At 74.2% G+C, this 21,451-nt stretch carries 18 protein-coding genes; 14 read left to right on the top strand and 4 right to left on the bottom strand.

From position 1 onward, the window contains the following. Positions 1-93 precede the first annotated feature (93 nt). The 10 genes from AAG589_RS17535 (at position 94) to AAG589_RS17490 (ending at position 11,095) form a co-directional block, all read left to right on the top strand. Positions 94-477, top strand: a complete 384-nt coding sequence (locus AAG589_RS17535; protein ID WP_430568562.1) for a nuclear transport factor 2 family protein — start codon at positions 94-96, stop codon at positions 475-477. 15 nt (positions 478-492) lie between these two features. Beyond that, positions 493-1,398 carry an oxygenase MpaB family protein gene (locus AAG589_RS17530; protein ID WP_430568561.1) on the top strand — a complete coding sequence of 302 codons (906 nt, stop codon included), beginning with the start codon at positions 493-495 and terminating at the stop codon, positions 1,396-1,398. A gap of 150 nt (positions 1,399-1,548) precedes the next feature. Then, positions 1,549-2,544, top strand: coding sequence for a carbohydrate ABC transporter permease (locus AAG589_RS17525; RefSeq protein ID WP_446719757.1), 996 nt, complete (start codon positions 1,549-1,551; stop codon positions 2,542-2,544). Next, a complete protein-coding gene (locus AAG589_RS17520; RefSeq protein WP_446719756.1) occupies positions 2,541-3,407 on the top strand; it encodes a carbohydrate ABC transporter permease in 867 nt (288 codons plus the stop codon). The genes AAG589_RS17525 and AAG589_RS17520 overlap by 4 nt, the downstream gene beginning before the upstream one ends. Positions 3,408-3,454: 47 nt before the next feature. Beyond that, entirely contained in the window at positions 3,455-4,798 is a 1,344-nt protein-coding gene (locus AAG589_RS17515) for an ABC transporter substrate-binding protein (RefSeq protein WP_430568560.1), read from the top strand. Next, entirely contained in the window at positions 4,795-5,556 is a 762-nt protein-coding gene (locus AAG589_RS17510; protein ID WP_430568559.1) for a glycerophosphodiester phosphodiesterase, read from the top strand. Before AAG589_RS17515 ends, AAG589_RS17510 begins: the two co-directional genes overlap by 4 nt. 113 nt (positions 5,557-5,669) lie before the next feature. After that, positions 5,670-7,748 (top strand): beta-galactosidase, encoded by a 2,079-nt coding sequence (locus AAG589_RS17505; protein WP_430568558.1) that lies wholly within the window; start codon positions 5,670-5,672, stop codon positions 7,746-7,748. 135 nt (positions 7,749-7,883) lie between these two features. Beyond that, entirely contained in the window at positions 7,884-9,260 is a 1,377-nt protein-coding gene (locus tag AAG589_RS17500; RefSeq protein ID WP_430568557.1) for a nucleobase:cation symporter-2 family protein, read from the top strand. 126 nt (positions 9,261-9,386) lie between these two features. Then, complete coding sequence (locus AAG589_RS17495) at positions 9,387-9,956, top strand: RNA polymerase sigma factor (RefSeq protein WP_430568556.1); 570 nt, start codon at positions 9,387-9,389, stop codon at positions 9,954-9,956. Then, positions 9,953-11,095, top strand: coding sequence for a hypothetical protein (locus AAG589_RS17490; RefSeq protein WP_430568555.1), 1,143 nt, complete (start codon positions 9,953-9,955; stop codon positions 11,093-11,095). Before AAG589_RS17495 ends, AAG589_RS17490 begins: the two co-directional genes overlap by 4 nt. 7 nt (positions 11,096-11,102) lie before the next feature. Here AAG589_RS17490 and AAG589_RS17485 read toward each other — a convergent pair whose 3' ends face one another. Together AAG589_RS17485 and AAG589_RS17480 are read right to left on the bottom strand one after the other, a co-directional pair. Continuing rightward, positions 11,103-11,498: a YchJ family protein gene (locus AAG589_RS17485; RefSeq protein WP_430568554.1), complete on the bottom strand. Its 396-nt coding sequence runs from the start codon at positions 11,496-11,498 to the stop codon at positions 11,103-11,105. A gap of 19 nt (positions 11,499-11,517) precedes the next feature. After that, positions 11,518-12,729, bottom strand: a complete 1,212-nt coding sequence (locus AAG589_RS17480) for an MFS transporter (RefSeq protein WP_430568553.1) — start codon at positions 12,727-12,729, stop codon at positions 11,518-11,520. Positions 12,730-12,850: 121 nt separating this feature from the next. On the opposite strand from AAG589_RS17480, the gene AAG589_RS17475 reads away from it, so the two are divergent. The 3 genes from AAG589_RS17475 (at position 12,851) to AAG589_RS17465 (ending at position 15,962) form a co-directional block, all read left to right on the top strand. Further along, positions 12,851-13,819, top strand: coding sequence for a hypothetical protein (locus AAG589_RS17475; protein WP_430568552.1), 969 nt, complete (start codon positions 12,851-12,853; stop codon positions 13,817-13,819). Positions 13,820-13,851: 32 nt separating this feature from the next. Next, positions 13,852-14,481: a hypothetical protein gene (locus AAG589_RS17470; protein WP_430568551.1), complete on the top strand. Its 630-nt coding sequence runs from the start codon at positions 13,852-13,854 to the stop codon at positions 14,479-14,481. A 179-nt stretch (positions 14,482-14,660) separates the two neighbouring features. Then, a complete protein-coding gene (locus tag AAG589_RS17465; RefSeq protein WP_430568550.1) occupies positions 14,661-15,962 on the top strand; it encodes a serine hydrolase domain-containing protein in 1,302 nt (433 codons plus the stop codon). 103 nt (positions 15,963-16,065) lie between these two features. Here the strand turns inward: AAG589_RS17465 and AAG589_RS17460 are convergent, their stop codons facing one another. Then, positions 16,066-17,652: a glycoside hydrolase family 53 protein gene (locus AAG589_RS17460; RefSeq protein WP_430568549.1), complete on the bottom strand. Its 1,587-nt coding sequence runs from the start codon at positions 17,650-17,652 to the stop codon at positions 16,066-16,068. Between the two features lie 77 nt (positions 17,653-17,729). After that, positions 17,730-19,826 (bottom strand): beta-galactosidase, encoded by a 2,097-nt coding sequence (locus tag AAG589_RS17455; RefSeq protein ID WP_430568548.1) that lies wholly within the window; start codon positions 19,824-19,826, stop codon positions 17,730-17,732. Between the two features lie 213 nt (positions 19,827-20,039). Between AAG589_RS17455 and AAG589_RS17450 the strand changes: the two genes are divergently transcribed. Beyond that, the gene (locus tag AAG589_RS17450) at positions 20,040-21,365 is read left to right on the top strand and encodes an ABC transporter substrate-binding protein (RefSeq protein WP_430568547.1); all 1,326 of its coding nucleotides are present in this window, start codon (positions 20,040-20,042) and stop codon (positions 21,363-21,365) included. The last annotated feature ends 86 nt before the right edge of the window (positions 21,366-21,451 follow it).

Here is a 21,451-nt window from a genome sequence, read left to right as displayed (position 1 = left end):
CCCCGGAAGAGCGTTGATCGCGGTCGTGCTGTGGGCGGCCGCGCGTACGGTCGAGCTGATCGACCGACAGCTCACGCGAGGAGGCGACGAGAGATGACGACCGACCGCACGGACGCGCCGGACACCGTGGCCGCGGAGTTCTTCGACCGCTACCGGCAGGCGCTGCTGGACCGAGACGAGGCGGCGGTGGCGGACCTGTACGCGGTGCCCGCGCTGATCCTGTTTCCGGGCCAGTCGCTGCCGGTGACGAGCCGGGCGCAGACGGAGCAGTTCTTCGGGGCGTCGTGGGCGCAGTACGAGGGCGTCACGGGCATGACGTCCGACATCCGGGTCGTGGCGGCCACCGCGCACAGCGTGTGGGCCGACGTGACCTGGCACCACGAGGGCGCCGACGACAACACGGAACGGTTCGTGTACCAGCTGGTGCGCACGGACGACGGGTGGCGCATCGCCGTGCTCACGCCGATGGACGTGTGAGCGGATACTGGCGGCATGACGACGGCGACGAACCCGGTCGAGCGGCTGCGGCTGCGCCTGGGCGACGTGCTGTTCGAGAAGGTGTCGGGCGCGGACGGGGTGGCGGTCCGCGACCGGATCCACCTGACGCCGGGGCCGCGGTGGTTCGCGCCGGACAGCCCGGTCGGGCGGGTGCACGCGGACGCGTCGATGTTCGTGGGCGGGCTGCGGGCGCTGCTGCTGCAGTCGCTGCACCCGCTGGCGATGGCGGGCGTGGCGGGGCACTCGGGCTACCGCGGCGACCCGTGGGGCCGTCTGGAGCGCACGGCGACGTTCATCGCGACGACGACGTTCGGCACCGCCGACGACGCGCAGGTGATGATCGACCGGGTCCGCGCGGTGCACGAGCGGGTGCGCGGCAAGGCGCCGGACGGGCGGCCGTACCGGGCGGGCGACCCGCACCTGCTCACCTGGGTGCACGCGGCGGAGGCGGACTCGTTCCTCACCGCGCACCAGCGGTTCGGGGAGCGGCCGCTCACTGACAGTGAAGCCGACGAGTACGTGGCGCAGGCGGCGCGGGTGGCGCGGGCGCTGGGCGCCGTCGTCGTGCCCGAGACGGTGGCCGAGCTGCGCGAAACGATCGAGGCGTACCGGCCGGAGCTGGAGGCGTCGCCGGCGGCGCTGGACACGGTGCGGTTCCTGCTGCGCGAGCCGCCGCTGCCGCGCGCGGCCCGGCCGCCGTACGGTCTGCTCGCGGCCGGCGCGGTGTCGACGCTGCCGGCGTGGGCGCGGGACGAGCTCGGCGTCGGCACCTGGTTCCGCCGCACCCTCGGCGGGCCCGCCGGCACGCTCGCCACCCGCGCCGTGCGGTGGGGGATGGGCACCTCCGAGAAGACCCGTGCCTACCCCCGCGCGGGTGTCCCCGAGACGACGCCCGGCTGACGCCCGCCTGACGTCGCGTCGACGGCCGCGTGGCCGGCACGGAGCGCCCGTGACCAGCGGGGACCGCCCCGATGAACGTTGCCCGAACCCTTCGGCGGGCCACCCGCCGATCCGGACATCTCGGGCAGGGCGGTTCCTAGAGTCGCGGCCGTGACCACCGTCGTGACCCCACGGCCGTCCGGTCCCCCGGACGCCCCGTCGGCCCGGGCGGGCACCCCGCCCGGCCGGCCATCCGCCCCTCGCACCCGCCCCCGCAGCCGCCTCGGCGCGCGCCGTCGCCGGAACGCCCTGCTGTGGGCGCTGCTGTTGGCGGGCCCCAACGTGCTGCTGATCCTCGTCTTCGTCTACCGCCCGCTGCTGCAGAGCCTGTACCTGTCGACGCTGCAGTGGAACCTCGGCTCCCCGTCGGCCCGTTTCGTGGGGTTCGGCAACTACGCCGAGTGGTTCGCCGCCCCGACGACCGGCCGCATCGTCACCACGACGCTCGTCTTCACGGTCGCGACCGTCGGCGGCGCGATGGTGCTGGGCCTGGGCCTCGCGCTGCTGCTGAACCGGCGGCTGCGCGGGCGCGGCGTCGCCCGCACGGTCGCGTTCGCGCCCTACGTGCTCAGCGGCTTCGCCGTCGGCATCCTCTGGCTCTTCATGTTCGACCCGCGCTACGGCCTGGTCCAGGAGGTGCTCGGCTGGGTCGGCCTCGGCTCGCCTGCCTGGTACACCGACCGCCCGTGGCCGCTGGTCATGGTGACCGTCGTCTACCTGTGGAAGAACCTCGGGTACGTCGCCCTCATCTACCTGGCCGGCCTGCAGGCGGTGCCGCAGGACCTGCGCGACGCCGCCGCGCTCGACGGCGCGTCGTCGGCCCGCACGCTGCGCTCGATCGTGCTGCCGCTGCTGACGCCGACCACGTTCTTCCTGCTGGTCACGATGATGCTCGCGTCGCTGCAGTCCTTCGACATCATCAAGGCGATGACCCAGGGCGGCCCCCTGGGCTCCACGACGACGCTCATGTACTCGATCTACGAGGAGAGCTTCGTGAACGGCCGCGCCGGGTACGCGTCCGCCGTCGCCACCGTCCTGTTCCTCGTGCTGCTGGCCGTCACCGCGGTGCAGATGCGGTACGTCCAGCGGAAGGTGCACTACGCATGAGCGCGGTCATGATCGACCGGCGGATCCCCGGTCGCCCGGCACGACGACGGCCGCCGCAGCTCGGCGGCTACGTCACGATGCTCTTCGCGACCGTCGTGCTCGGCCTGCCGCTGGTGTGGCTGCTCCTCGCGAGCCTCAAGACGCCCGAGGAGCTGTACCAGGTGCCGCTGGCGTGGCTGCCCGGGTCGCCCAGCCTCGACAACTACGCGCAGGCGGCCGGCGCGATCCCGCTCGGGCGGCTGCTGGCGAACAGCATCGGCCTGACGGTGGTCGGCGCGGGGCTCAAGGTCGCGCTGGGCCTCGCCTGCGCGTACGCGCTCGTCTTCCTCGACTTCCCGTTCAAGAAGCTCGTGTTCGGGCTGGTCATCGCGACGCTCATGATCCCGCCGCAGATCACGATCATCCCCAACTACACGCTGGTCGCGAGCCTCGGCTGGCTCAACACCTACCAGGGGATCCTCGTGCCCGGCCTGGCCAGCGCGTTCGGCACCTTCCTGTTCCGGCAGCACTTCCTCACCCTGCCGTCGTCGATCCTCGAGGCCGCCGAGCTCGACGGCGCCGGGCACTGGCGCAAGCTGTGGAGGTTCGTCGTGCCGATGAGCACGCCCACCCTCGCGGCCGTCGCGCTGGTGTCGGTCGTGACGGAGTGGAACGACTACCTGTGGCCGTTCCTCGTCGTCGACCACGCGGACAAGATGACGCTCCCCGTGGGCCTCACCCTGCTGCAGAACACCGACGGCATGTCGAACTGGGGCGTGCTGCTGGCCGCGACCGTCGTCGTGACGCTGCCCATCCTGCTCGTCTTCCTCATCCTCCAGCGACGCCTCGTCGCCGGCCTCACCGCGGGCGCGGTGACGGGTTGAGCCCGGTCGCCCGCCCGCCTGCCACCTCATCGAACCAAGGAGCACGTGTGTCCCACCGTCCCGCCCGCACCGCCGCCGCGGCGCTCGCCGCGGCCTCGGCCCTCGCCCTCACGGCGTGCGCCGGCCCGAGCGTCGGCGCCACGTCGTCCGGCGACGCCACGTCCGAGGCCGTCGACTGGTCCCAGGTCGAGCCCGCGAAGCAGATCACCTGGTGGAGCAACCACCCGGGCCAGTCGCAGGAGCTCGAGCAGCAGCTCATCGACGACTTCACCGCCGAGACCGGCATCGAGGTCGACCTCGTGACCGCCGGCGCCGACTACGACGAGGTCGCCCAGCGCTTCCAGGCCGCGTCGCAGACCGACGAGCTGCCCGACCTCGTCATCGCCTCCGACGTGTGGTGGTTCCGGTACCACCTCAACGACCAGATCATGCCCGTGGACGACGTCATGGAGTTCCTCGACGCCGACGCGGACGACTTCCAGCCCGCCCTGTACGCGGACTACGAGTACGACGACCAGCACTGGGCGGTGCCGTACGCCCGCAGCACGCCGCTCTTCTACTACAACAAGGACCTCTGGGCGAAGGCCGGCCTGCCCGACCGCGGTCCCGAGACGTGGGACGAGCTCGTCGAGTGGGACGCGAAGCTCAAGGGCGAGGTGCCCGACGGCGGCTCGACGCTCGGCCTGACCACCGGCCCCTCCTGGGGCGCGTGGTGGTTCGAGAACATGATCTGGGGGCAGGACGGGGCGTACTCGGACGGCTTCGACCTGACGCTCGACACCCCGGAGGCGGTCGCCGGCGGCGAGTTCGTGCGCGACCTGTTCCACGGCTCCGGCGTCGCGACGCTGTCGGCCGACGACGCGATGGCGGACTTCTCCTCCGGCCTGATCGCCTCGACGATCGGCTCCACCGGCTCGCTCAAGGGCGCGCTCGACGCCGCGTCGTTCGAGGTCGGCACGGCGTACCTGCCCGACGGCCCGCAGGGCGGCGGCACGCCGACCGGCGGCACCGGCCTCGCCATCCCGTCGTCGAAGACGCCGGAGGAGCAGCTCGCCGCGGCGATGTTCCTCGAGTTCCTCACGAACACCGAGAACACCGCGACGTTCTCGCAGGCCACGGGCTACATGCCCGTGCGCACCTCCGCGGTCGAGAGCGACGAGATGAAAAAGGTCTACGCGCAGACGCCGCAGTTCCGCACCGCCGTGGACCAGCTCGCCGACAAGGCCCGGGTGCAGGACGACGTGCGCGTCTTCGTGCCCGGCGCCGACGCGCTGCTCAACGAGGCGCTGGAGCAGATCGTCATCTCCGGCGCCGACCCGAAGGCGGCGTTCGACGCGATCACCCCGCGCATCGAGACGGCGTACTCCGAGAACGTGGAGCCGTACCTGTGACCGGGCCGCTCACGGGGCCGGTCGCCCGGCCGCGCGTCGTCGCGCACCGCGGCAACAGCGCCGTCGCGCCGCAGAACACGCTCGCCGCGTTCGAGGCCGCGGCGCGCGCCGGGGCCGACGCCCTGGAGATCGACGTGCGCCTCACCGCGGACGGCGAGGTCGTCGTCCTGCACGACGACACGGTGGACGCGACGACGAACGGCAGCGGCAAGCTCGCCGACCTCGAGCTGCGCGAGGTGCGGCTCCTGGACGCCGGGTCGTGGTTCTCGCCCGCGTTCGCGGGGCAGCGGGTGCCGACGTTCGGCGAGGTGATCGACCTGCTGCGTGCCCACAAGGGACTGGACCTGCTGCTCGAGGTCAAGGGCCCGTGGACGGCGCAGGAGGTGCGGCGGGTCACCGAGCCGCTGCGCGCGGCCGGCCTCGCCGACCGGACGGTGGCGCAGAGCTTCTGGCCCGAGACGGTGGCCGCGCTGCGCGACGCCGACCCGGGGCTGCGCCGAGGCCTGCTCGTCACGACGACGCCGGACGACCTCGTCGAACGCTGCCGCGAGCTCGGCGTCGTCATGTGCAACCCGATGGGCACCGTGCTGCGCGACGCCCCCGACGCCGTCGCCTGGCTGCACGACGCCGGCCTCGCCACCGCCGTCTGGACGCTGAACGAGCCCGAGCACTGGGCCGCCGCCGTCGCGCTCGGCGTGGACGAGATCATCACCGACCGGCCCGACCGCCTCGCGGGCTGGCTGGCCGGCCGCGACTGACCGCGTTGTCAGGGCCAGGGGCGCGTATACGCGGCCCTGGCCCTGACAAGTCGTGGAGCACTAGGCTGGCGCGCGCATCGAAGCGCTTCGACGGTCCACGGGGGTATCGCGGCATGACGGTTGGTCTGGCACGGCTCACGGACGAGCTGGGCCTCCTGTACGGCGGGGACTACAACCCCGAGCAGTGGGACCCCGCCGTGTGGCGCGAGGACGTCGCGCTGATGCGGGAGGCGGGGGTCAACCTCGTCACGGTCGGCGTCTTCAGCTGGTCGCACCTCGAGCCGCGGCCGGGGGAGTACCGCTTCGGCTGGCTCGACGAGGTGCTCGACCTGCTGCACGACGCCGGCATCGCCGTCGACCTCGCCACCCCGGTCGCCTCCCCGCCGCCGTGGTTGGGCCACCGGCACCCGGAGTCCCTCCCGACGACGGCCGACGGCACGGTGCTGAGCTACGGGTCGCGCAACCAGTTCTGCCCGTCGTCGGACGCCTACCGGTCCGCGGCCGCGGCGATCGCCGAGCAGGTGGCCGCCCGCTACGCCGGCCACCCCGCCGTCCGGATGTGGCACGCGGGCAACGAGTACGGGCAGTTCTGCTTCTGCGACCGCTGCGCGGAGCGCTTCCGCGACTGGCTGCGCGCCCGGTACGGCAGCCTCGACGCGCTCAACGCGGCGTGGGCCACGACCGTCTGGTCGCAGGAGTACGGCGACTGGGCCGAGATCCTGCCGCCCCGCGTCGCGCCGTACCACCGCAACCCGTCGCAGGAGCTCGACTTCCGCCGCTTCGGCTCCGACCTCCTGCTCGAGCTCTACCGCGAGCAGAAGGCCGTGATCCGGCGGCACGACCCCGATCGCCCGGTGACGACCAACCTCATGGGGTTCTTCGGCGGCGTCGACCCGCACGAGTGGCGCGGCGACCTCGACGTGATCGCCGACGACGCGTACCCGGACCCGGCCTCGCCGGACGCGGCCGCCGACGCCGCCCTCGTCAACCACCTCGCCCGCGGGCTCGCGGACGGCGGGTCGTGGCTGCGGATGGAGCAGGCCGCGAGCGCGGTGAGCTGGCGCGAGCACAACCTCACGAAGTCGCCGGCCCGGCTGCGCGCCGAGGTGCTGCAGGCCCTCGCGCACGGGTGCGACGGCGCCCTGTTCTTCCAGTGGCGCCAGGCGCGCTCCGGGCCCGAGCGCTTCCACTCGGCGATGCTCCCGGTCGCCGGCGCGGACACGGCGGTGCACGAGGGGATCCGCGCCCTGGGGGCCGAGCTGCGCGCGCTGCGCGCCGTCGTCGGTGAGCCCGTCCACCGCCGCGTCGCCCTGCTGTGGGACTGGCCGTCGTGGTGGGCGGCCACCCAGGTCGCGCTCCCCACCGCGCGGCTCGACCCGCTCGCCACGCTGCAGGCCTGGCACCGGGAGCTGTGGCGGCTCGGCGTGGTCGTGGACGTCGTCGCGCCCGGCGACGCGCTGGCGGGCTACGACCTGGTGCTCGCGCCGGCCCTGACCGTGCTGGAGCAGCCGGCCGCGGACCGACTCGACGCCTACGTCGCCGGCGGAGGCCACCTCGTCTGGGGGCCGTTCGGCGGCGTCGCGGACGCGCTCGCGCACCTGCACCTCGGGCGGTCGCCGGCGCCGTTGCGGCACGTGCTGGGCGTCTCGGCGGAGGAGTGGGTGCCCCTGCCCGACGGCGGCAGCGTCGTGGCCTGGGGTGACGAGGGCCGTGGCACCGCCGCCGTGCTGGGCGAGCGCGCCCGGTCCGACGGGGCGGAGGTGCTCGCGACGTACGACGACGGGCCGCTGGCCGGCAGCGTCGCCGTCGCCCGCCACGCGCACGGGGCGGGCGTCGCCTGGTACGTCGGGTGCGACCTGACGGGGCCCGACGGCGGCCTGGGCGTCGTGCTCCGCGCGGCGCTGGCCGCGGCGGGCGTGCCGCACGGCGGCCAGGAGGCCGACGTCGAGACGGTGTGGCGGGGCGACACCCTGGTCGCGATCAACCACGCGGACCGGTCGGCGCGGCTCGACGTCGACGCGGCGCTCGCGGAGGGGCCGGCCGGCGTGCGGGAGGCGACCGCTCGCAGCGGGGTGCTCACCGACCTGCTGACCGGTGCCCGGCACGGCGTCGCCGCGACCCCCGCCGACGTCCCGGGCGCCGCCACGCTGCCGCTCGCGCCGCACGACGTCGTCGTCCTCGCTGCCCGATGACGCGGGCGGGCCCGACAGGTTCATCCGAGAAGATTTCACGCCCCGGAAACTCTGTTTGATCCCACGGAAACGGTTGCTCCCTACCGTCGTCCCCGACGCGCCGACCGGGCGCCCGGTGACGGAAGGGGACGACCGATGTCCGAGGCATCACCCAGCACCACCGCGAGGCATCCCGTCGACCAGGTGCCGCGGCTCGCGCGGCTCTTCCCGCTGGGCCTGCAGCACGTGCTCGCGATGTACGCGGGCGCCGTGGCGGTGCCGCTCATCGTGGGCGGCGCGCTCGGCTACTCCGCCGGCGACCTGGCGTTCCTCATCAGCGCCGACCTGTTCGTCGCGGGCATCGCGACGATCATCCAGTCCCTGGGGTTCTGGCGGTTCGGCGTGCGCCTGCCGATCATGCAGGGGGTGACGTTCGCCGCCGTCGGCCCGATGATCACCATCGGCACGACGTACGACATCACCGCCGTCTTCGGCGCCACCATCGCGTGCGGGCTGTTCATGATCCTCGTGGCGCCGTTCTTCTCCGCGCTGCTGCGGTTCTTCCCGCCGATCGTCACCGGCACGGTCATCCTGATCATCGGCGTCTCGCTCATGGACGTCGCCGCCGGGTGGATCACCGACAACGGGCCCTCCGCCGCGCCGTCCGACCTGGCGCTCGCCGCCGGGACCCTGCTGTTCATCGTGCTGGTCGAGCGGTTCGCGCCCGCGGGGCTGGCGCGCGTCTCGGTGCTGCTGGGCCTGGCCCTCGGCACGCTCGTCGCGCTCCCCATGGGCAAGGTCGACTGGTCGGGCGTGGGCGACGCCGGGTGGTTCGCCGTCGTGACGCCGTTCCACTTCGGCCTGCCGACCTTCCCGATCGCCGCCGTGGCGTCGATGCTCGTGGTCGGCCTGGTGATCATGACCGAGACGACGGGCGACATGATCGCCGTCGGCGAGATCACCGGCCGGCCGGTGACGAAGCAGCGCCTCGGCGACGGCCTGCGCGCCGACGGCCTGTCCACCCTGCTCGGCGGCGCGTTCAACACCTTCCCGTACACGGCGTTCGCGCAGAACGTGGGGCTCGTCAGCCTCACCGGCGTCGGGTCGCGGTACGTCGCGACGATGGCGGGCGGCATCCTCGTGGTGCTCGGCCTGGTGCCCAAGGTCGGCGCGGTGGTCGAGGGCGTGCCGAGCGCCGTGCTGGGCGGCGCCGGGATCGCCCTGTTCGGCATGGTCGCGGCGTCGGGCGTCCGCTCGCTCACCAAGGTGACGTTCACCAGCAAGAACATCCTCGTGGTCGCCGTCTCCCTCGGCGTCGCGATGCTCCCGACCGTGCGCCCGGAGATCTACGCCGAGTTCCCGACGTGGTTCCAGCTGATCTTCGACTCCGGCATCAGCGCCGGCGCGATCAGCGCCATCCTGCTCAACCTGCTGCTCAACGGCGACCAGCTCCGCCGGGAGCGTGCCGCCGCGCCCGCGGAGCCGGAGCTCGAGCCGGCAGGCGCGCAGGCCTCGACGTCGCCGTCCGCGTAGCGCGGGCGTCGTCGAGGGGCTGAACCCGCGAGGGCTGAACCGACCTGTCATCCTGGGCCCGCTGCCGGACATATCCAGGTAGGGCGCCGACTCCGGCGCGCACGACACGGATCGGAGCGGTCACCGATGACACCAGCGCCGGTGGAGGACGGCCAGGAGCGCCTCGACCGCCTGTTCCGCGATCACTCCGAGACCGTCTACCGGTGCGCGCGGCAGCGGCTGGCGCCGCACGACGCCGAGGACGTCGTGTGCGAGGTCTTCGTAGTCGCCTGGCGGCGCATCACCGAGATCCCGCCGCACGAGCTGGGCTGGCTGCTGCGGGTGACGCGCAACCTCATGGCGAACCACCTGCGGGCGGGCAGTCGGCGGGCGGCGCTCGCGGCCCGGGTGCTGCACGCCACGCCGGCCGCGGTGCCCGACCATGCCGGCACGCTCGCCGGCCGCGACGCCGCCCAGCACCTGCTGTCCCGGCTGCCCGAGCGGGACGCGGAGGTGCTGCGGCTCCTGGTGCTCGAGGACCTGTCGGTCCCCGAGCTCGCCGCGGCGCTCGGCTGCCGCCCCAACACCGCTTCGGTCCGGGTGCGGCGGGCGAAGGCGCGACTCGCCCGCCTCTACGCGGAGGACGACGAGGGCGGTGACCCCGCGCGGGACCGGGCCCCGGTGGCGCACGGACGAGAGACGGGAGCGACGGCATGAGCGGCACCGACCCGGTGGAGCGGCTGCGCGCGCAGGCACGCGCGTCGGACGGTCCCGAGACCGGCGCGGCGCGCGACGACCGCCTGGACGGCGACGCGGTGCGCGCGGAGGTCGCCCGCCGGACGGCGGGCACCCGCCCCGGCGCGGAGACGGCCCGGCGGCGACGTCTGCGGGCGGGTGCCGTCGGCGTCGCGCTGGTGGCGGCCGGTGTCGCGGCGGTCGTGCTGCTGCCCGGGCTGCTGCCGCCCGGCGATGCCGCGGCACCCGTCGCCGCCCCGTCGGCGTCGTCGGCCGTCCCGACCCCGAGCGAGTCCCCCGCGGCGGACGAGGGCGCGACGCCCACCGTCGTCATGGCGGCCTACGTGGCGGACGCGCGCGAGGCCGTCGACGCCGAGGCGGCCGCGCGCGCCTACGTGCTGCGCGAGGACGAGACGTACCGGATCAAGCATCCGGGCGAGGCGTGGGACTCGACGGTCGACCGCAACATCACCCTGGGCGACGGCACGGCCACCCGGTATGTCAGCGTCAAGGACTTCGACACGGCGGTCGGCGCCTCCAGCGTCGGTCACGAGGAGATCAAACAGGTCGACCCCGAGGGCCCGAAGGGGCAGATGACCTACTGGTGGCTGAGCCCGGCCGACGGGATCTACACCCGCTTCCCGCTCTCGCCCGAGGAGTACGTCTCCACGGACGAGCAGTTCCCCGTGGACCCCGTGCAGGACCAGATCGTGGCGCGGCTCGACGAGCTGCGCGGCACCCTCGACGCCGTCGAGGCACTGGCGAGGACGCCCGGCGTGACCGTCGGCGCACCGTCGACATGGGAGCGCGACGGCCTGACCGCCACCTGCATCACGCTGTCGGGGGGGAAGCCCGAGCAGGACGTGGGCTTCGGCTGGGCCATCGAGGACACGGTCGACTGGGAGCGGCGGGTCTGCTTCGACGACGCGACCGAGCTGCCGGTGCTCGACGAGCGGTCGCAGCACTACCTGCTCGAGCCGGGCGCGGAGGCGAGCCAGGAGCGCAACACCTTCGAGTACCGCTGGCTCCCGCTCGACGACGCGTCCCGCCGCCTCGTGGAGCCCGACGTCGACGGGCTCACCGAGGTGGACGAGGACACGTACGTGGCGCGGACCTCGTGAGCGACGCCTACGGGCCGACGTCGCCGTCAACGTAGGACCAGCGCCCGCCCTCGCGGACGAACCGGCTCACCTCGTGCAGCCGGCCGCGCTCGCCCGTCGCGGCGGACCGGTACTGCGCGACGAACTCCACCTCGCCGCCGTCGTCGAACGGGCCGCCCGCGTGGGTGGCGAGCACGACCAGCCGCCGCCACTGCTGGTCGTCGTCGAGCTCCAGCGACGACGGCCGGGTGCGCGGGTGCCACGTCGCGCGCAGGTACGCGGCGTCGCCGACGGCGAACGCGGTGTAGCGCGAGCGCATCAGCGCCTCCGCGGTGGGGGCGGGGCGGTCGCCGCGCAGCAGCGGGCCGCAGCACGCGCCGTAGGTGTCACCGGAGCCGCAGGGGCAGCGGTCGTCGTCGAGCACGAGGTCCTCCTGTCGGGGGTCAGCGGGCGCCGGGCAGACGCGGGTTGAACCGCTCCTCGCCGAGGGCGACGAGCAGCGCGAGCAGCACGACGACGGCGCTCGCGAGCGGCACGACGCGCACGTCGACGGCCGCGACCAACGCCGCGCCGAGCCCCGACCCGGCGGCGATGCCGACGTTGAACATGGACGACGAGATCGCCACCCCCATGTTGGTCGACCCGGGGGACACGAGCATCACCCGGTGCGACAGGGCGGGCGGCACGCTCGAGAACGAGAAGCCGAACAGCGCCAGGGCCGCGACCGCGACGACGGGCTGCTCGCCGAACGACCACAGGCCCACGAGGGCCACGGTCAGCACCGCCAGCGCCACGAGCAGCACCGCGACGGGCCGCGCGTCAATGAACCGGCCCACGACGATCGCGCCCACCACGCCGGCCGCGCCCTGGAGGAGCAGCAGGCGCGGCATGTCCGACTGCGCGAACCCGGTGACCTCGATGAAGTACTGGGTGACGAACGTGATGACGCCGAACGCGCCGGTCAGCACCAGGCCGGTCGTGATCATCTGGAACACGAACCGGCGGGAGCTGGGGTGCGGGGCCCGGCTCGCGCCGCCCTCGCCCGGCGCCATCGTGGGGAACAGGGCGAGCACGACGAACGTCACGACCAGCGACAGGGCCGCGACGGCGGCGAACGTCCACCGCCACGACGTGTGCTCGCCGAGCCACGTGCCCGCGGGCACGCCGAGCACCGGCGCCAGCGAGTTGCCGAGCGCGAGCCGCGCCATCGCCTTGCCGCGCACCACGGGCCGGAACAGGCCCGTCGTCGCGGGCACCACCGCCACCCAGAACAGCGCCTGGGCCGTCGCCGTCACCAGGCGGGCGGCGAGGAGCTGCTCGTAGCTCGGCGCGAGCGCCGCCCACAGGGTCGCGACGGCGGCCACGCCCGCGCACGCGGACAGCACCCAGCGGCGGGGCACGCGTCGTGCCCAGTGCGCCAACGGCACGGTCGTGACCAGCACCACGAGCGCGTAGCCCGTGACCAGCAGGCCGATCTCGGAGGTGGAGCGGCCCAGGTCGGGGGCCATGAGGGTGAGCAGGCCGGACGGCAGCGACTCGACGGTGACGAACAGGAACGTCGACAGCGCCATCGCCAGCAGGATGATCGTGGCGCGGCGCTCGTCGACGGGTGGCGTGATGGCGGACGCCGGCGCGGCAGGAAGGTTCTCTGTCATGGGGATCGCACCGATCCTAGGCACGAGTTGTCAGGGCCAGCGCCCCGTATACCTCGCGCAGGCCCTGACGGCTCGGGCGGGTGAGGTTGCGGCGGCGGGCGGGGTTCTCGATCCTCGGAGGGTGCCCACGCTGGCGGAGGTGCTGACCGAGGTCGCCGGGCAGCTCTACGCCCTCGATCCCGCCGGCTTCGTGCCCGCGCGCGACGCCCGCGCCGCCGCCCTGCGCGCCGACGGCGAGGACGAGGCGGCCGACCGGGTGAAGCGGCTGCGTAAGCCGTCGACGGCGGCGTGGGTGGTCAACCACCTCGCCCGCGCCGACGCTCAGCAGGTGGAGCAGGTGGTCGAGCTCGGCGCCGCGTTCCGGGAGGCGCAGGACGACCTCGACGGCAAGCGCCTGCGCGAGCTCACCCGGCAGCGGCGGCAGCTCGTCGCGGCCGTCGCGGCACGGGCGCGGTCCCTCGCCGCGGAGTCGGGCGTCGCGGTGTCCGGGGCCGTCCTCACCCAGGTCGAGGCCACCCTCACCGCCGCGATGATCGACGCCGACGCCGGTCGCGCCGTCCGCAGCGGGCTGCTCGTCGGCCCGCTGGAGGCCACCGGCATCGGGCGCGCCGACGTCGCGTCCGCCGTCGCCGTCCCCGACGCGCTCGGCATCGCGCCCGTCGACGACGACGAGGCGCCGGGCCGCCACCTGCACGCCGTGCCCGACCTGCCGGGCGCGCGGCGGGGCGGGCGCCGACGCGGTGCGGCCGGCAGGTCCGACGACGCCGCGGCGCGGGCCGCGGACGAGGAGCGGGAGGCGGCGCGGCAGGAGGCGCAGCGGGCGCTCGCGGACGCCGAGGACGACGTCGCCGCCGCGCGCGAGGCCGGCAGCAAGGCCGCCGCGGAGGTGGGACGCATCGAGGCCGCGGCGCACCGCACCGAGGCCGAGGTCGACGCCGCCCGCCGCCGGCTCGCCGAGCTGGAGGACGAGGCCGCCGCCGTCGACGCCGAGCTGCGCGGCGCCGTCGTCGCCCGCCAGCGCGCCGAGCGCACGCTCGCCGACGCCACCCGCCGCCGAGACGAGGCCGCCGGGCGTCTTCGCGACCTGTGATCGCCCCCACCAAGCCGTGAGAACGTAGGTGCGTGACGGCGAGCGACATGGCCCCCGCGGAGGGCGAGGTCCGGCTGTGGGCCGTTCCGCGTGACCGCGTGTGGCTGCACTGCCCACGGTGCGACGGGCCGGCGTTCTTCGCCCGTGGCCGGCTGAGCTGCCGGCGGTGCCCGTACGTCCACGACGGGACCCCCGGCGCGTGGTGCAGCTGCTGCCACCGGTGGGAGGGAGACGTCCCGGTGCTGGGGGAGCGCGTCGTGCGGGCCACCCTGCGGTGCGGCGTGTGCGGGCGACGGCGCGAGGCGGAGCAGCGCGTCACCGGCGCCACGGGGCTCGCGCCGGTGCGTTGCGAGTGCGGTGCGGCGATGACGGTGGTGAGCAGCTGGGCCGAGCGGGCCGCCGGTTTCGACGACGGCGTCGACCCGATCTTCGGCCTTCGCTACTACCTCGCCCGGCCGTGCGCCGGTCACCTGTTGTGGGTCGCGAACCGGGAGCACCTGGACTATCTCGCGCGGTTCGTCGCGGCGGGCGTGCGCCCGGGGCCGCAGAACGAGATGGGCAACCGGCTCCCGCGATGGATGCTGACCGCCAAGCACCGCGCCGCCGTGCTCGCGGGGCTGGGTCGGCTCCGGCAGCGGTGCGACGAGCTCGAGAGCGCATAGCCCCCTCGTCCCCACCTCCACGAGCGGTGTCCGAGCCTCGGGCGCCACGACGCGGGGGTCCGGCGACGGACGGAGGGCCGACGGCGGATCTCCGTCGTCCGACGGATCCGCCGGCGCGTCCGGGCTGCGAGGGTGGTGGCACCGACCTCGAAGGCGAAGGAGACACCATGCGTCGCCGCATGCGCACGACCCTGACCGTCACGACCGCCGCAGCGCTCGCGCTGCCGCTGACCGTCGGCGCCCTGCCTGCCGGTGCCGACGAGCCGCCCGCGCCGCAGGCGCCGGCCGCCCTGGACGAGGACCGCGCGTCCGTCTCCCGAGCCGTGGCCGACGCCGTCGCGGAGGCGGAGCGGCAGGCGCAGGCCCGCACGTTCAGCGCCCCGAGCGACGCTCCGGCAGCGCGCGGCGAGGTGCAGGACGCGCTCGACCGGGCGCTCGCGGACACCGCGGCGGGCGTCCCGGTCGGCGTCGTCGGACGGGTCGACGCGCCGGGCCTGCACTGGAGCGGCGCGGACGGCACGCGCCGCCTCGACGGCCGCGGCCCCGCGCACCCCCAGGACCGGTTCCGCGCGGCGAGCAACACCAAGATGATGGTCTCGACGCTGGTGCTCCAGGAGGTCGAGCAGGGCACGTGGACGCTCGACACCCCGGTGGTCGACGTCGTGCCCGAGGCGGCCGCCGTCGTCCCCGACGCCTACGAGGACGACGTGACGCTCGAGCTGCTGCTCACGCACCGCTCGGGCCTGCCCGACCACCTGACCGCGCTCGCCGCGAGCCGCATGGCCGACACGGAGGACTACGACGAGTTCTTCGACGTGCTCGGCGAGGAGTACACGACGGCCGACCACCTCGCCGCGATGGACGACCAGCCGTGGCTGTTCGAGCCCGGCACCGACGCCTCGTACTCCAACGCCGGCTACGTGCTGCTGGGCCTCGCGCTCGAGCACGCGACCGGGCAGAGCGTGGAGCGGCTGCTCGAGAAGCGGGTCTTCGCCCCCGCCGGGATGCGGCACTCGGCGTACCCCGACGACCCGGGGTACCGCGGCCCGTTCCTGCGCGAGGCGGCGTACACGGGCGGCCTCGGCGCGGGCTGGTACCCGCTCGACGGCTTCGACCCGAGCCTGTTCGGGTCGGCCGGCGCCGTCACCAGCACCACCGCGGACCTGCAGCGGTTCACCGAGGCGCTCGTGACCGGCGACCTGCTCGCGCCGGAGACCGTGACGGACGTGCTCACGCCGCGCACCGTCGGCAGCCAGACCCTGCCCGACTACGGCCTCGGCGTGTACCGCCTGCCCGACCCGTGCGAGGAGGGCGCGTGGCTGTACGGGCACGACGGCGCGTCGTTCGGCACGCTGAGCATCACGCTGACCTCGCCCGACGCCGAGCGCCAGGTGACCGTCGCCCTCACCGGCCGCGACCTGACGACGCTCGAGTCCGACCTCAACACGGCCCTCGTGCCCGCGCTGCTCGCGACCTGCTGAGCCCGCTGGTCGAGCCTGTCGAGACCCGCGAAGGGGTTTCGACAGGCTCAACCAGCGAGCGTGGCGGCGGCCGACTCAACCAGCGAGCGTGGCGGCGGCCGACTCAACCAGCGAGCGTGGCGGCGACGGGCGCGAGCAGGCGCCCGTCGTGGTCGAACATCGCCTGGTTCTCCCACGCGTTGCCGGACGCCGGGTCCGCGGGGTCCCAGCCGTTGCCCTCGACGGACGTCCAGGCCGGCTCCCAGTAGACGACGCCGAGGCCGCGACCGCCGGGCGCGGCGGCGACGGTGTCCTGCACGGCGCGGAAAGCCGCCGCCTGGCCCTCGGGGGTGGCGGGGTAGCCGTCGACGAGCTGGTCCTCGGTCGCGATGACGTTCTCGTACGCCGGGTCGTCGTCCTCGAGCGTGAACGGGTAGGCGGTCTCGACCACCATGACGTCGCGGTCGTAGCGCGCCGACAGGGTGCTCACGGCGCCCTGCAGGTCGGCGAGCGACCCGTGCCAGTAGCCGTAGTAGCTCAGCCCGATCAGGTCGAACGGCACGTCGCGGGCGGTCACCTCGTCGAACCACCAGGTGAGGCCGTCGATCCCGTCGTTGATGTTGGTCAGGTGCAGGATCGTCTGCGTCGACGGGGACACGGCCTTCACCGCGTCGTGGCCCGCGGTGAGGAAGCCCGCCAGCGCGTCCCACTGCGCGCCGTCGACGCCGTCGTCCGGGTCCACGTCCCAGGTCTGGCCGTACGGCCACAGCATGCCGGGGTTGATCTCGTTGCCCACCTGCGCGTACGCGACGTCGACGCCCGCGTCGACGAGGGCGGTCATCACCTCACGGGTGTGCGCGGCGAGCTGGTCGGTCATGGCCTCCACGCCCGAGCCGGCCCAGGCCGCCGGCACGCTCTGCTGTCCGGGGTCGGTCCACTTGTCGGAGTAGTGGAAGTCGACCATCACGTCCATGCCGGCGGCCTGGATGCGCTTCGCGCTCTCGACGACATGCGTCACCTCGTTGTACCCGTCGGCCGGGTCCACCCAGACCTTGAGCCGGCCCAGGTTCATGCCGTGGTCGGCCAGGATCTCCACCGGGTCGCCGGGCGTGCCGTCGACGTCGGCGTACGTGGCGCCGTGGTCCTCGTTCTTCGCCAGGCCGGACAGGTCGCCGCCGCGCACGTCGCGCGTCACCCGCCCGCGCTCGACGGCGACGTCGTCGACGCTCGCCCACGCGCCGCCCGCGTCGTCCGACGTCGCCACGGCGAGCTCGCAGTCCCCGCCGCGGCTCTTCGCGGAGACGGCGACGCGCACCCAGGCGTCGTCCTGCAGCGTCTGCGGCAGGGTGACGGTGCCGGTGGTGCCGCCCGCGCAGGTCAGGGACAGCGTCGAGGCGCCCAGGCCGCCGGACTTCACCCAGGCGCTCGCCGTCCACCAGCCCGTGCCGACGCCGGTGAGGCGCTGGGACGTCGTGACCTCGTAGGGCGCGTCCGACCAGTGGGTCAGCCGGTCGCCGGTGCGGCCGCCGGGCTCCGCCTTCGCGGCGGCGGCGTCGCCGGTGACGGTCCAGCCGTCCAGGCCGGCGAACCCCGCGTTGGAGGGCTCGACGGCGGAGCGCCCGCCCGGGGCGGCTCCCGCGGGTGCGGCGAGGGCGGCCGTCAGGCCTGCGGCGAGCAGGATCGTGCTGATCGTGCGGGTGCGGTGCGACATCATCGTCCTTTCGCGTCGGCGAGCTGTCAGGACCAGTGCACGGGATACCCGGCGCTCGCCCTGACAACTCCGGTGGGTCAGCGCGGCGTGCGCAGCACGCGCGCCCCGCCGGCGGGGACGACGACGAAGCCTGCGACGTCCTCCCCGGTGAGCAGGTCGGTGGAGCCCGGCGCGACGTCGGGCAGCTTCGCGTCGGCGTCGGCGTGGTTGAGCGCCACGGTGAAGACGGCGTCGTCCCCGTGCCGCCGCACGACCTCGAGCTCCGCGGGCAGGCCGGCGGGCGCGAGGCCGGCGTCGTCGTACACCCGGGCCATGAGCGGCGCGAGCGCGTCGACGTCGAGCCGGGTCGAGACGTACCAGCCGGTGCCGGCCCCGAGAGAGTTCCGCGTCACCGCCGCGGCGCCGGGCCGCGGGCCGCCGTCGTACGTGGCGACGACCTCCGCGCCGTCGAGCGCCAGCTCGTCGGCCCACACGTCGCCGGTCAGCACGCCGTCCGACAGGCCGACGACGCCGAGCGTCTCGCCCTCCCGCAGCGGCAGGAACTCCTCGACGGTCAGCCCGAGCGCGCGCCGCAGCGGCGCGCCGTACCCGCCCTCGTGCACGCGGTCGTGCTCGTCCACGACCGCGCTGAAGTAGCTCACCAGCAGCGTGCCTCCGCCCTCGACGTACCGGGTGAGGTTGTCGGCGGCCGCGGCCGTGAGCAGGTACGACGCCGGCGCGACGACGAGGCGGTAGCCCGACAGGTCCTGCTCGGGGTGCGCCATGTCGACCGTGAGCCCGTCGCGCCACAGCCGGTCGTAGAAGGCCTCGGTGCGCTCGCGGTGCGAGGCGTCGACGCTGGGCCGCCACTCGAGCTCCTGCGCCCAGTGCGACTCGTAGTCCCACAGCAGCGCGACGTCGGCCCGCACGCGCGAGCCGCGCACCTCGCCGAGGCGCCCGAGCTCGGCCCCCAGCGCGCACACCTCGCGGAAGACGCGGCTGCCCGTCCCGGCGTGGGGCAGCATCGCCGAGTGGAACTTCTCCGCGCCGCTGCGCGAGGCCCGCCACTGGAAGAACAGGATCCCGTCGGCGCCGCGGCCCAGGTGCGACAGGGCGTTGCGCCGCTCCTCGCCGGGCCGCTTCGCCACGTTGCGCGGCTGCCAGTTCACCGCGGACGACGAGTGCTCCAGCAGCAGCCAGGGCTTGCCGCCCGCGACCGACCGGGTGAGGTCCGCGGCCATCGCGAGGCCGACATGCCCGCGCGGGTCGGCCGCGGTGAGGTAGTGGTCGTCCGAGACGACGTCGACCTCGCGCGCCCACGCCCACAGGTCGGTGGACGGGCACGCGGCGGCCATGAAGTTCGTGGTGATCGGGACGTCGGAGCGGGCGCGGATGGCGTCGCGCTCGGCCACGAAGCACTCGCGCAGCATCGCGTCGGTGAACCGCGCGTAGTCGAGGCGCATGGCCGGGTTGGCCACGGTCGGGGTGGCCGACGGCGCGACGACGTGCTCCCACTCGCCGTAGACCTGGCCCCAGAAGCGGGTGCCCCACGCGGCGTTGAGCGCGTCGAGCGTGCCGTACCGGGCGCGCAGCCACAGCCGCCAGGCGCGCTGCGCGTGGTCGGAGTAGTCGTCCGAGACGGGGGCGCCGTACTCGTTGTGCACGTGCCACAGCACGACGGCGGGGTGGGAGCCGTAGCGCTCCGCCAGCGCGCCGGCGATCCGGGTGGCGGCCCGGCGGTAGGCGGGCGACGACGGCGCGGCGGCGCCGCGGGAGCCGAACTCGAGCACGGTGCCGTCGCGTGTCACGACCCGCGAGTCCGGGTAGGTGCGGAAGAACCACGCCGGCGGCGACGCCGTCGGGGTGCCGAGGTCGACGCGGATGCCGGCCGAGTGCAGCAGGTCGAGCAGCCGGTCGAGCCAGCCGAAGTCGTACTCGCCCTCGCGCGGCTCCAGCATCGCCCAGCTCCAGATGCCGACGCTCACCAGGTTGACGCCGGCCTCCCGCATGAGCGCGGCGTCCTGCGCCCACACCTCCTCCGGCCACTGCTCCGGGTTGTAGTCGCCGCCGTAGCAGATCCCGTCGACGCCGGGCAGCCAGCCGTCGAAGTCCGGGCCGGGCCGGAACGGCGTCGTCCGGGCGGCGGCGCCGTCGGGCAGGTCGAGGGGCAGGTCGAGGGGCGTGGCGTCGGGCATGGAAGAGGCTCCTCGCGTCGGTGCTGTGCTCGGCATGCTGTGCGCGGTCACAGGCGTCGTGGCCGGGCAACGACTAGGTAACACCACGAAACCCGAAGTTGACAATCCCGGGAGCCGTGTCGCTACTGTGACCGTGCACAGCCACACTGTCGTGAGTCGCCCAGCGCTCCCTGCCTGACGCGGCGGTGCGATGGTCCTTGACGAGGAGGAGTCATGCGCCTGACCACAGGCACCCGGATCGCGGCCCTCGCCGCCGCCACCGCGCTGCTCGCGTCCGCCTGCTCCGGCGGGGGCGACGACGCCGGCTCGGACGACGGCGGGTCCGCCGCCGGCCCCGTCGAGCTCACCTTCTGGACGTGGACGCCCAACATGGAGAAGGTCGTCGACCTCTGGAACGCCGAGCACCCCGACATCACGGTCACGGTGAACAAGCAGGACGGCGGCGACCCGGCGATCACCAAGCTGCTCACCGCGATCAAGGCGGGCTCGGGCGCGCCGGACATCATGCAGGCCGAGTACCAGAAGATCCCGCAGCTCGTGTCCTCGGACGCGCTCGCGGACCTGTCCGGCACGATCGGCGACGACGTCGCCGGGCACTTCGCCGACGGGGTGTGGGACGCCGTCACGCTCGGGTCCGACGCCGTCTACGCGGTGCCGCAGGACTCCGGGCCGATGCAGTTCTACTACCGGGCCGACGTCTTCGAGAAGCTCGGCATCGACGTACCGACCACCTGGGACGAGTACGCCGACGCCGCGCGGACGGTGCACGAGGCCGACCCGAAGGCCTACCTCGGCACGTTCTCCGCGAACGACGCGGGCTGGTTCTCCGGCCTCACCCAGCAGGCCGGCGCCTCCTGGTACGGGATCGACGGCGACGCCTGGTCGGTGGACATCGACTCCGACGCCACCACGAAGGTCGCCGAGTACTGGGGTGACCTCGTGGAGGAGGGCGTCATCGACAACAAGCCGATGTACACGCCCGAGTGGAACGCCGGCCTCAACGACGGCACCCAGGTCGGCTGGCTGTCGGCGATCTGGGCGCCCGGCGTCCTCGAGGGCAACGCCGCCGACACCGCCGGCAAGTGGAAGATGGCGCCGATGCCGCAGTGGGACGCCGACGCGCCCGCCACCGGCGCCTGGGGCGGCTCGGCCACCGCGGTGACGTCGCAGTCGGAGCACCCGGAGCAGGCCGCCGAGTTCATCACCTGGCTCAACACCGACCCGGAGGCCGTGCAGGCGCTCGTCGACGACGCGGGGATCTATCCGGCCGACGTCCCGGCGAGCACCGAGGCGCTGTCCGACCCGCCGGAGTTCTTCTCCAACCAGCCCGACTTCTACGAGGTCGCGGCGCAGACGGCGCAGACGGTGCAGCCCTTCACCTACGGCCCGAACATCAACGTTGCCTACTCGGCGTACAACGACGAGTTCGCCAAGGCCACCAAGGCCAAGAAGGCCGACGCGTTCGTCGACGCCGTCGGCGCGATGCAGCAGATCACGCTCGACGACCTGAAGAACCAGGGCTTCAACGTCAGCGAGTGACGACACGGGCCGCCCGGGGCCGGGAGATTCCCCCGGGCGGCCCGACCCACGTCGTCGACCACGATCCGTGCAGATCCGAGAGGGAC

The organism is Isoptericola sp. F-RaC21 (assembly GCF_038593535.1).
Taxonomy (GTDB): Bacteria; Actinomycetota; Actinomycetes; order Actinomycetales; family Cellulomonadaceae; genus Isoptericola.
This window is presented reverse-complemented; position numbering and strand designations above follow the sequence as displayed.

What these genes read in the sequence shown, in the direction of transcription:
- AAG589_RS17480 (WP_430568553.1), bottom strand. Translation starts at nt 12,729, where the DNA reads ATGACAGAGAACCTTCCTGCCGCGCCGGCGTCCGCCATCACGCCACCC.
- AAG589_RS17465 (WP_430568550.1), top strand. Translation starts at nt 14,661, where the DNA reads ATGCGCACGACCCTGACCGTCACGACCGCCGCAGCGCTCGCGCTGCCG.
- AAG589_RS17530 (WP_430568561.1), top strand. Translation starts at nt 493, where the DNA reads ATGACGACGGCGACGAACCCGGTCGAGCGGCTGCGGCTGCGCCTGGGC.
- AAG589_RS17505 (WP_430568558.1), top strand. Translation starts at nt 5,670, where the DNA reads ATGACGGTTGGTCTGGCACGGCTCACGGACGAGCTGGGCCTCCTGTAC.
- AAG589_RS17455 (WP_430568548.1), bottom strand. Translation starts at nt 19,826, where the DNA reads ATGCCCGACGCCACGCCCCTCGACCTGCCCCTCGACCTGCCCGACGGC.
- AAG589_RS17495 (WP_430568556.1), top strand. Translation starts at nt 9,387, where the DNA reads ATGACACCAGCGCCGGTGGAGGACGGCCAGGAGCGCCTCGACCGCCTG.
- AAG589_RS17450 (WP_430568547.1), top strand. Translation starts at nt 20,040, where the DNA reads ATGCGCCTGACCACAGGCACCCGGATCGCGGCCCTCGCCGCCGCCACC.
- AAG589_RS17535 (WP_430568562.1), top strand. Translation starts at nt 94, where the DNA reads ATGACGACCGACCGCACGGACGCGCCGGACACCGTGGCCGCGGAGTTC.
- AAG589_RS17520 (WP_446719756.1), top strand. Translation starts at nt 2,541, where the DNA reads ATGAGCGCGGTCATGATCGACCGGCGGATCCCCGGTCGCCCGGCACGA.
- AAG589_RS17490 (WP_430568555.1), top strand. Translation starts at nt 9,953, where the DNA reads ATGAGCGGCACCGACCCGGTGGAGCGGCTGCGCGCGCAGGCACGCGCG.
- AAG589_RS17500 (WP_430568557.1), top strand. Translation starts at nt 7,884, where the DNA reads ATGTCCGAGGCATCACCCAGCACCACCGCGAGGCATCCCGTCGACCAG.
- AAG589_RS17460 (WP_430568549.1), bottom strand. Translation starts at nt 17,652, where the DNA reads ATGTCGCACCGCACCCGCACGATCAGCACGATCCTGCTCGCCGCAGGC.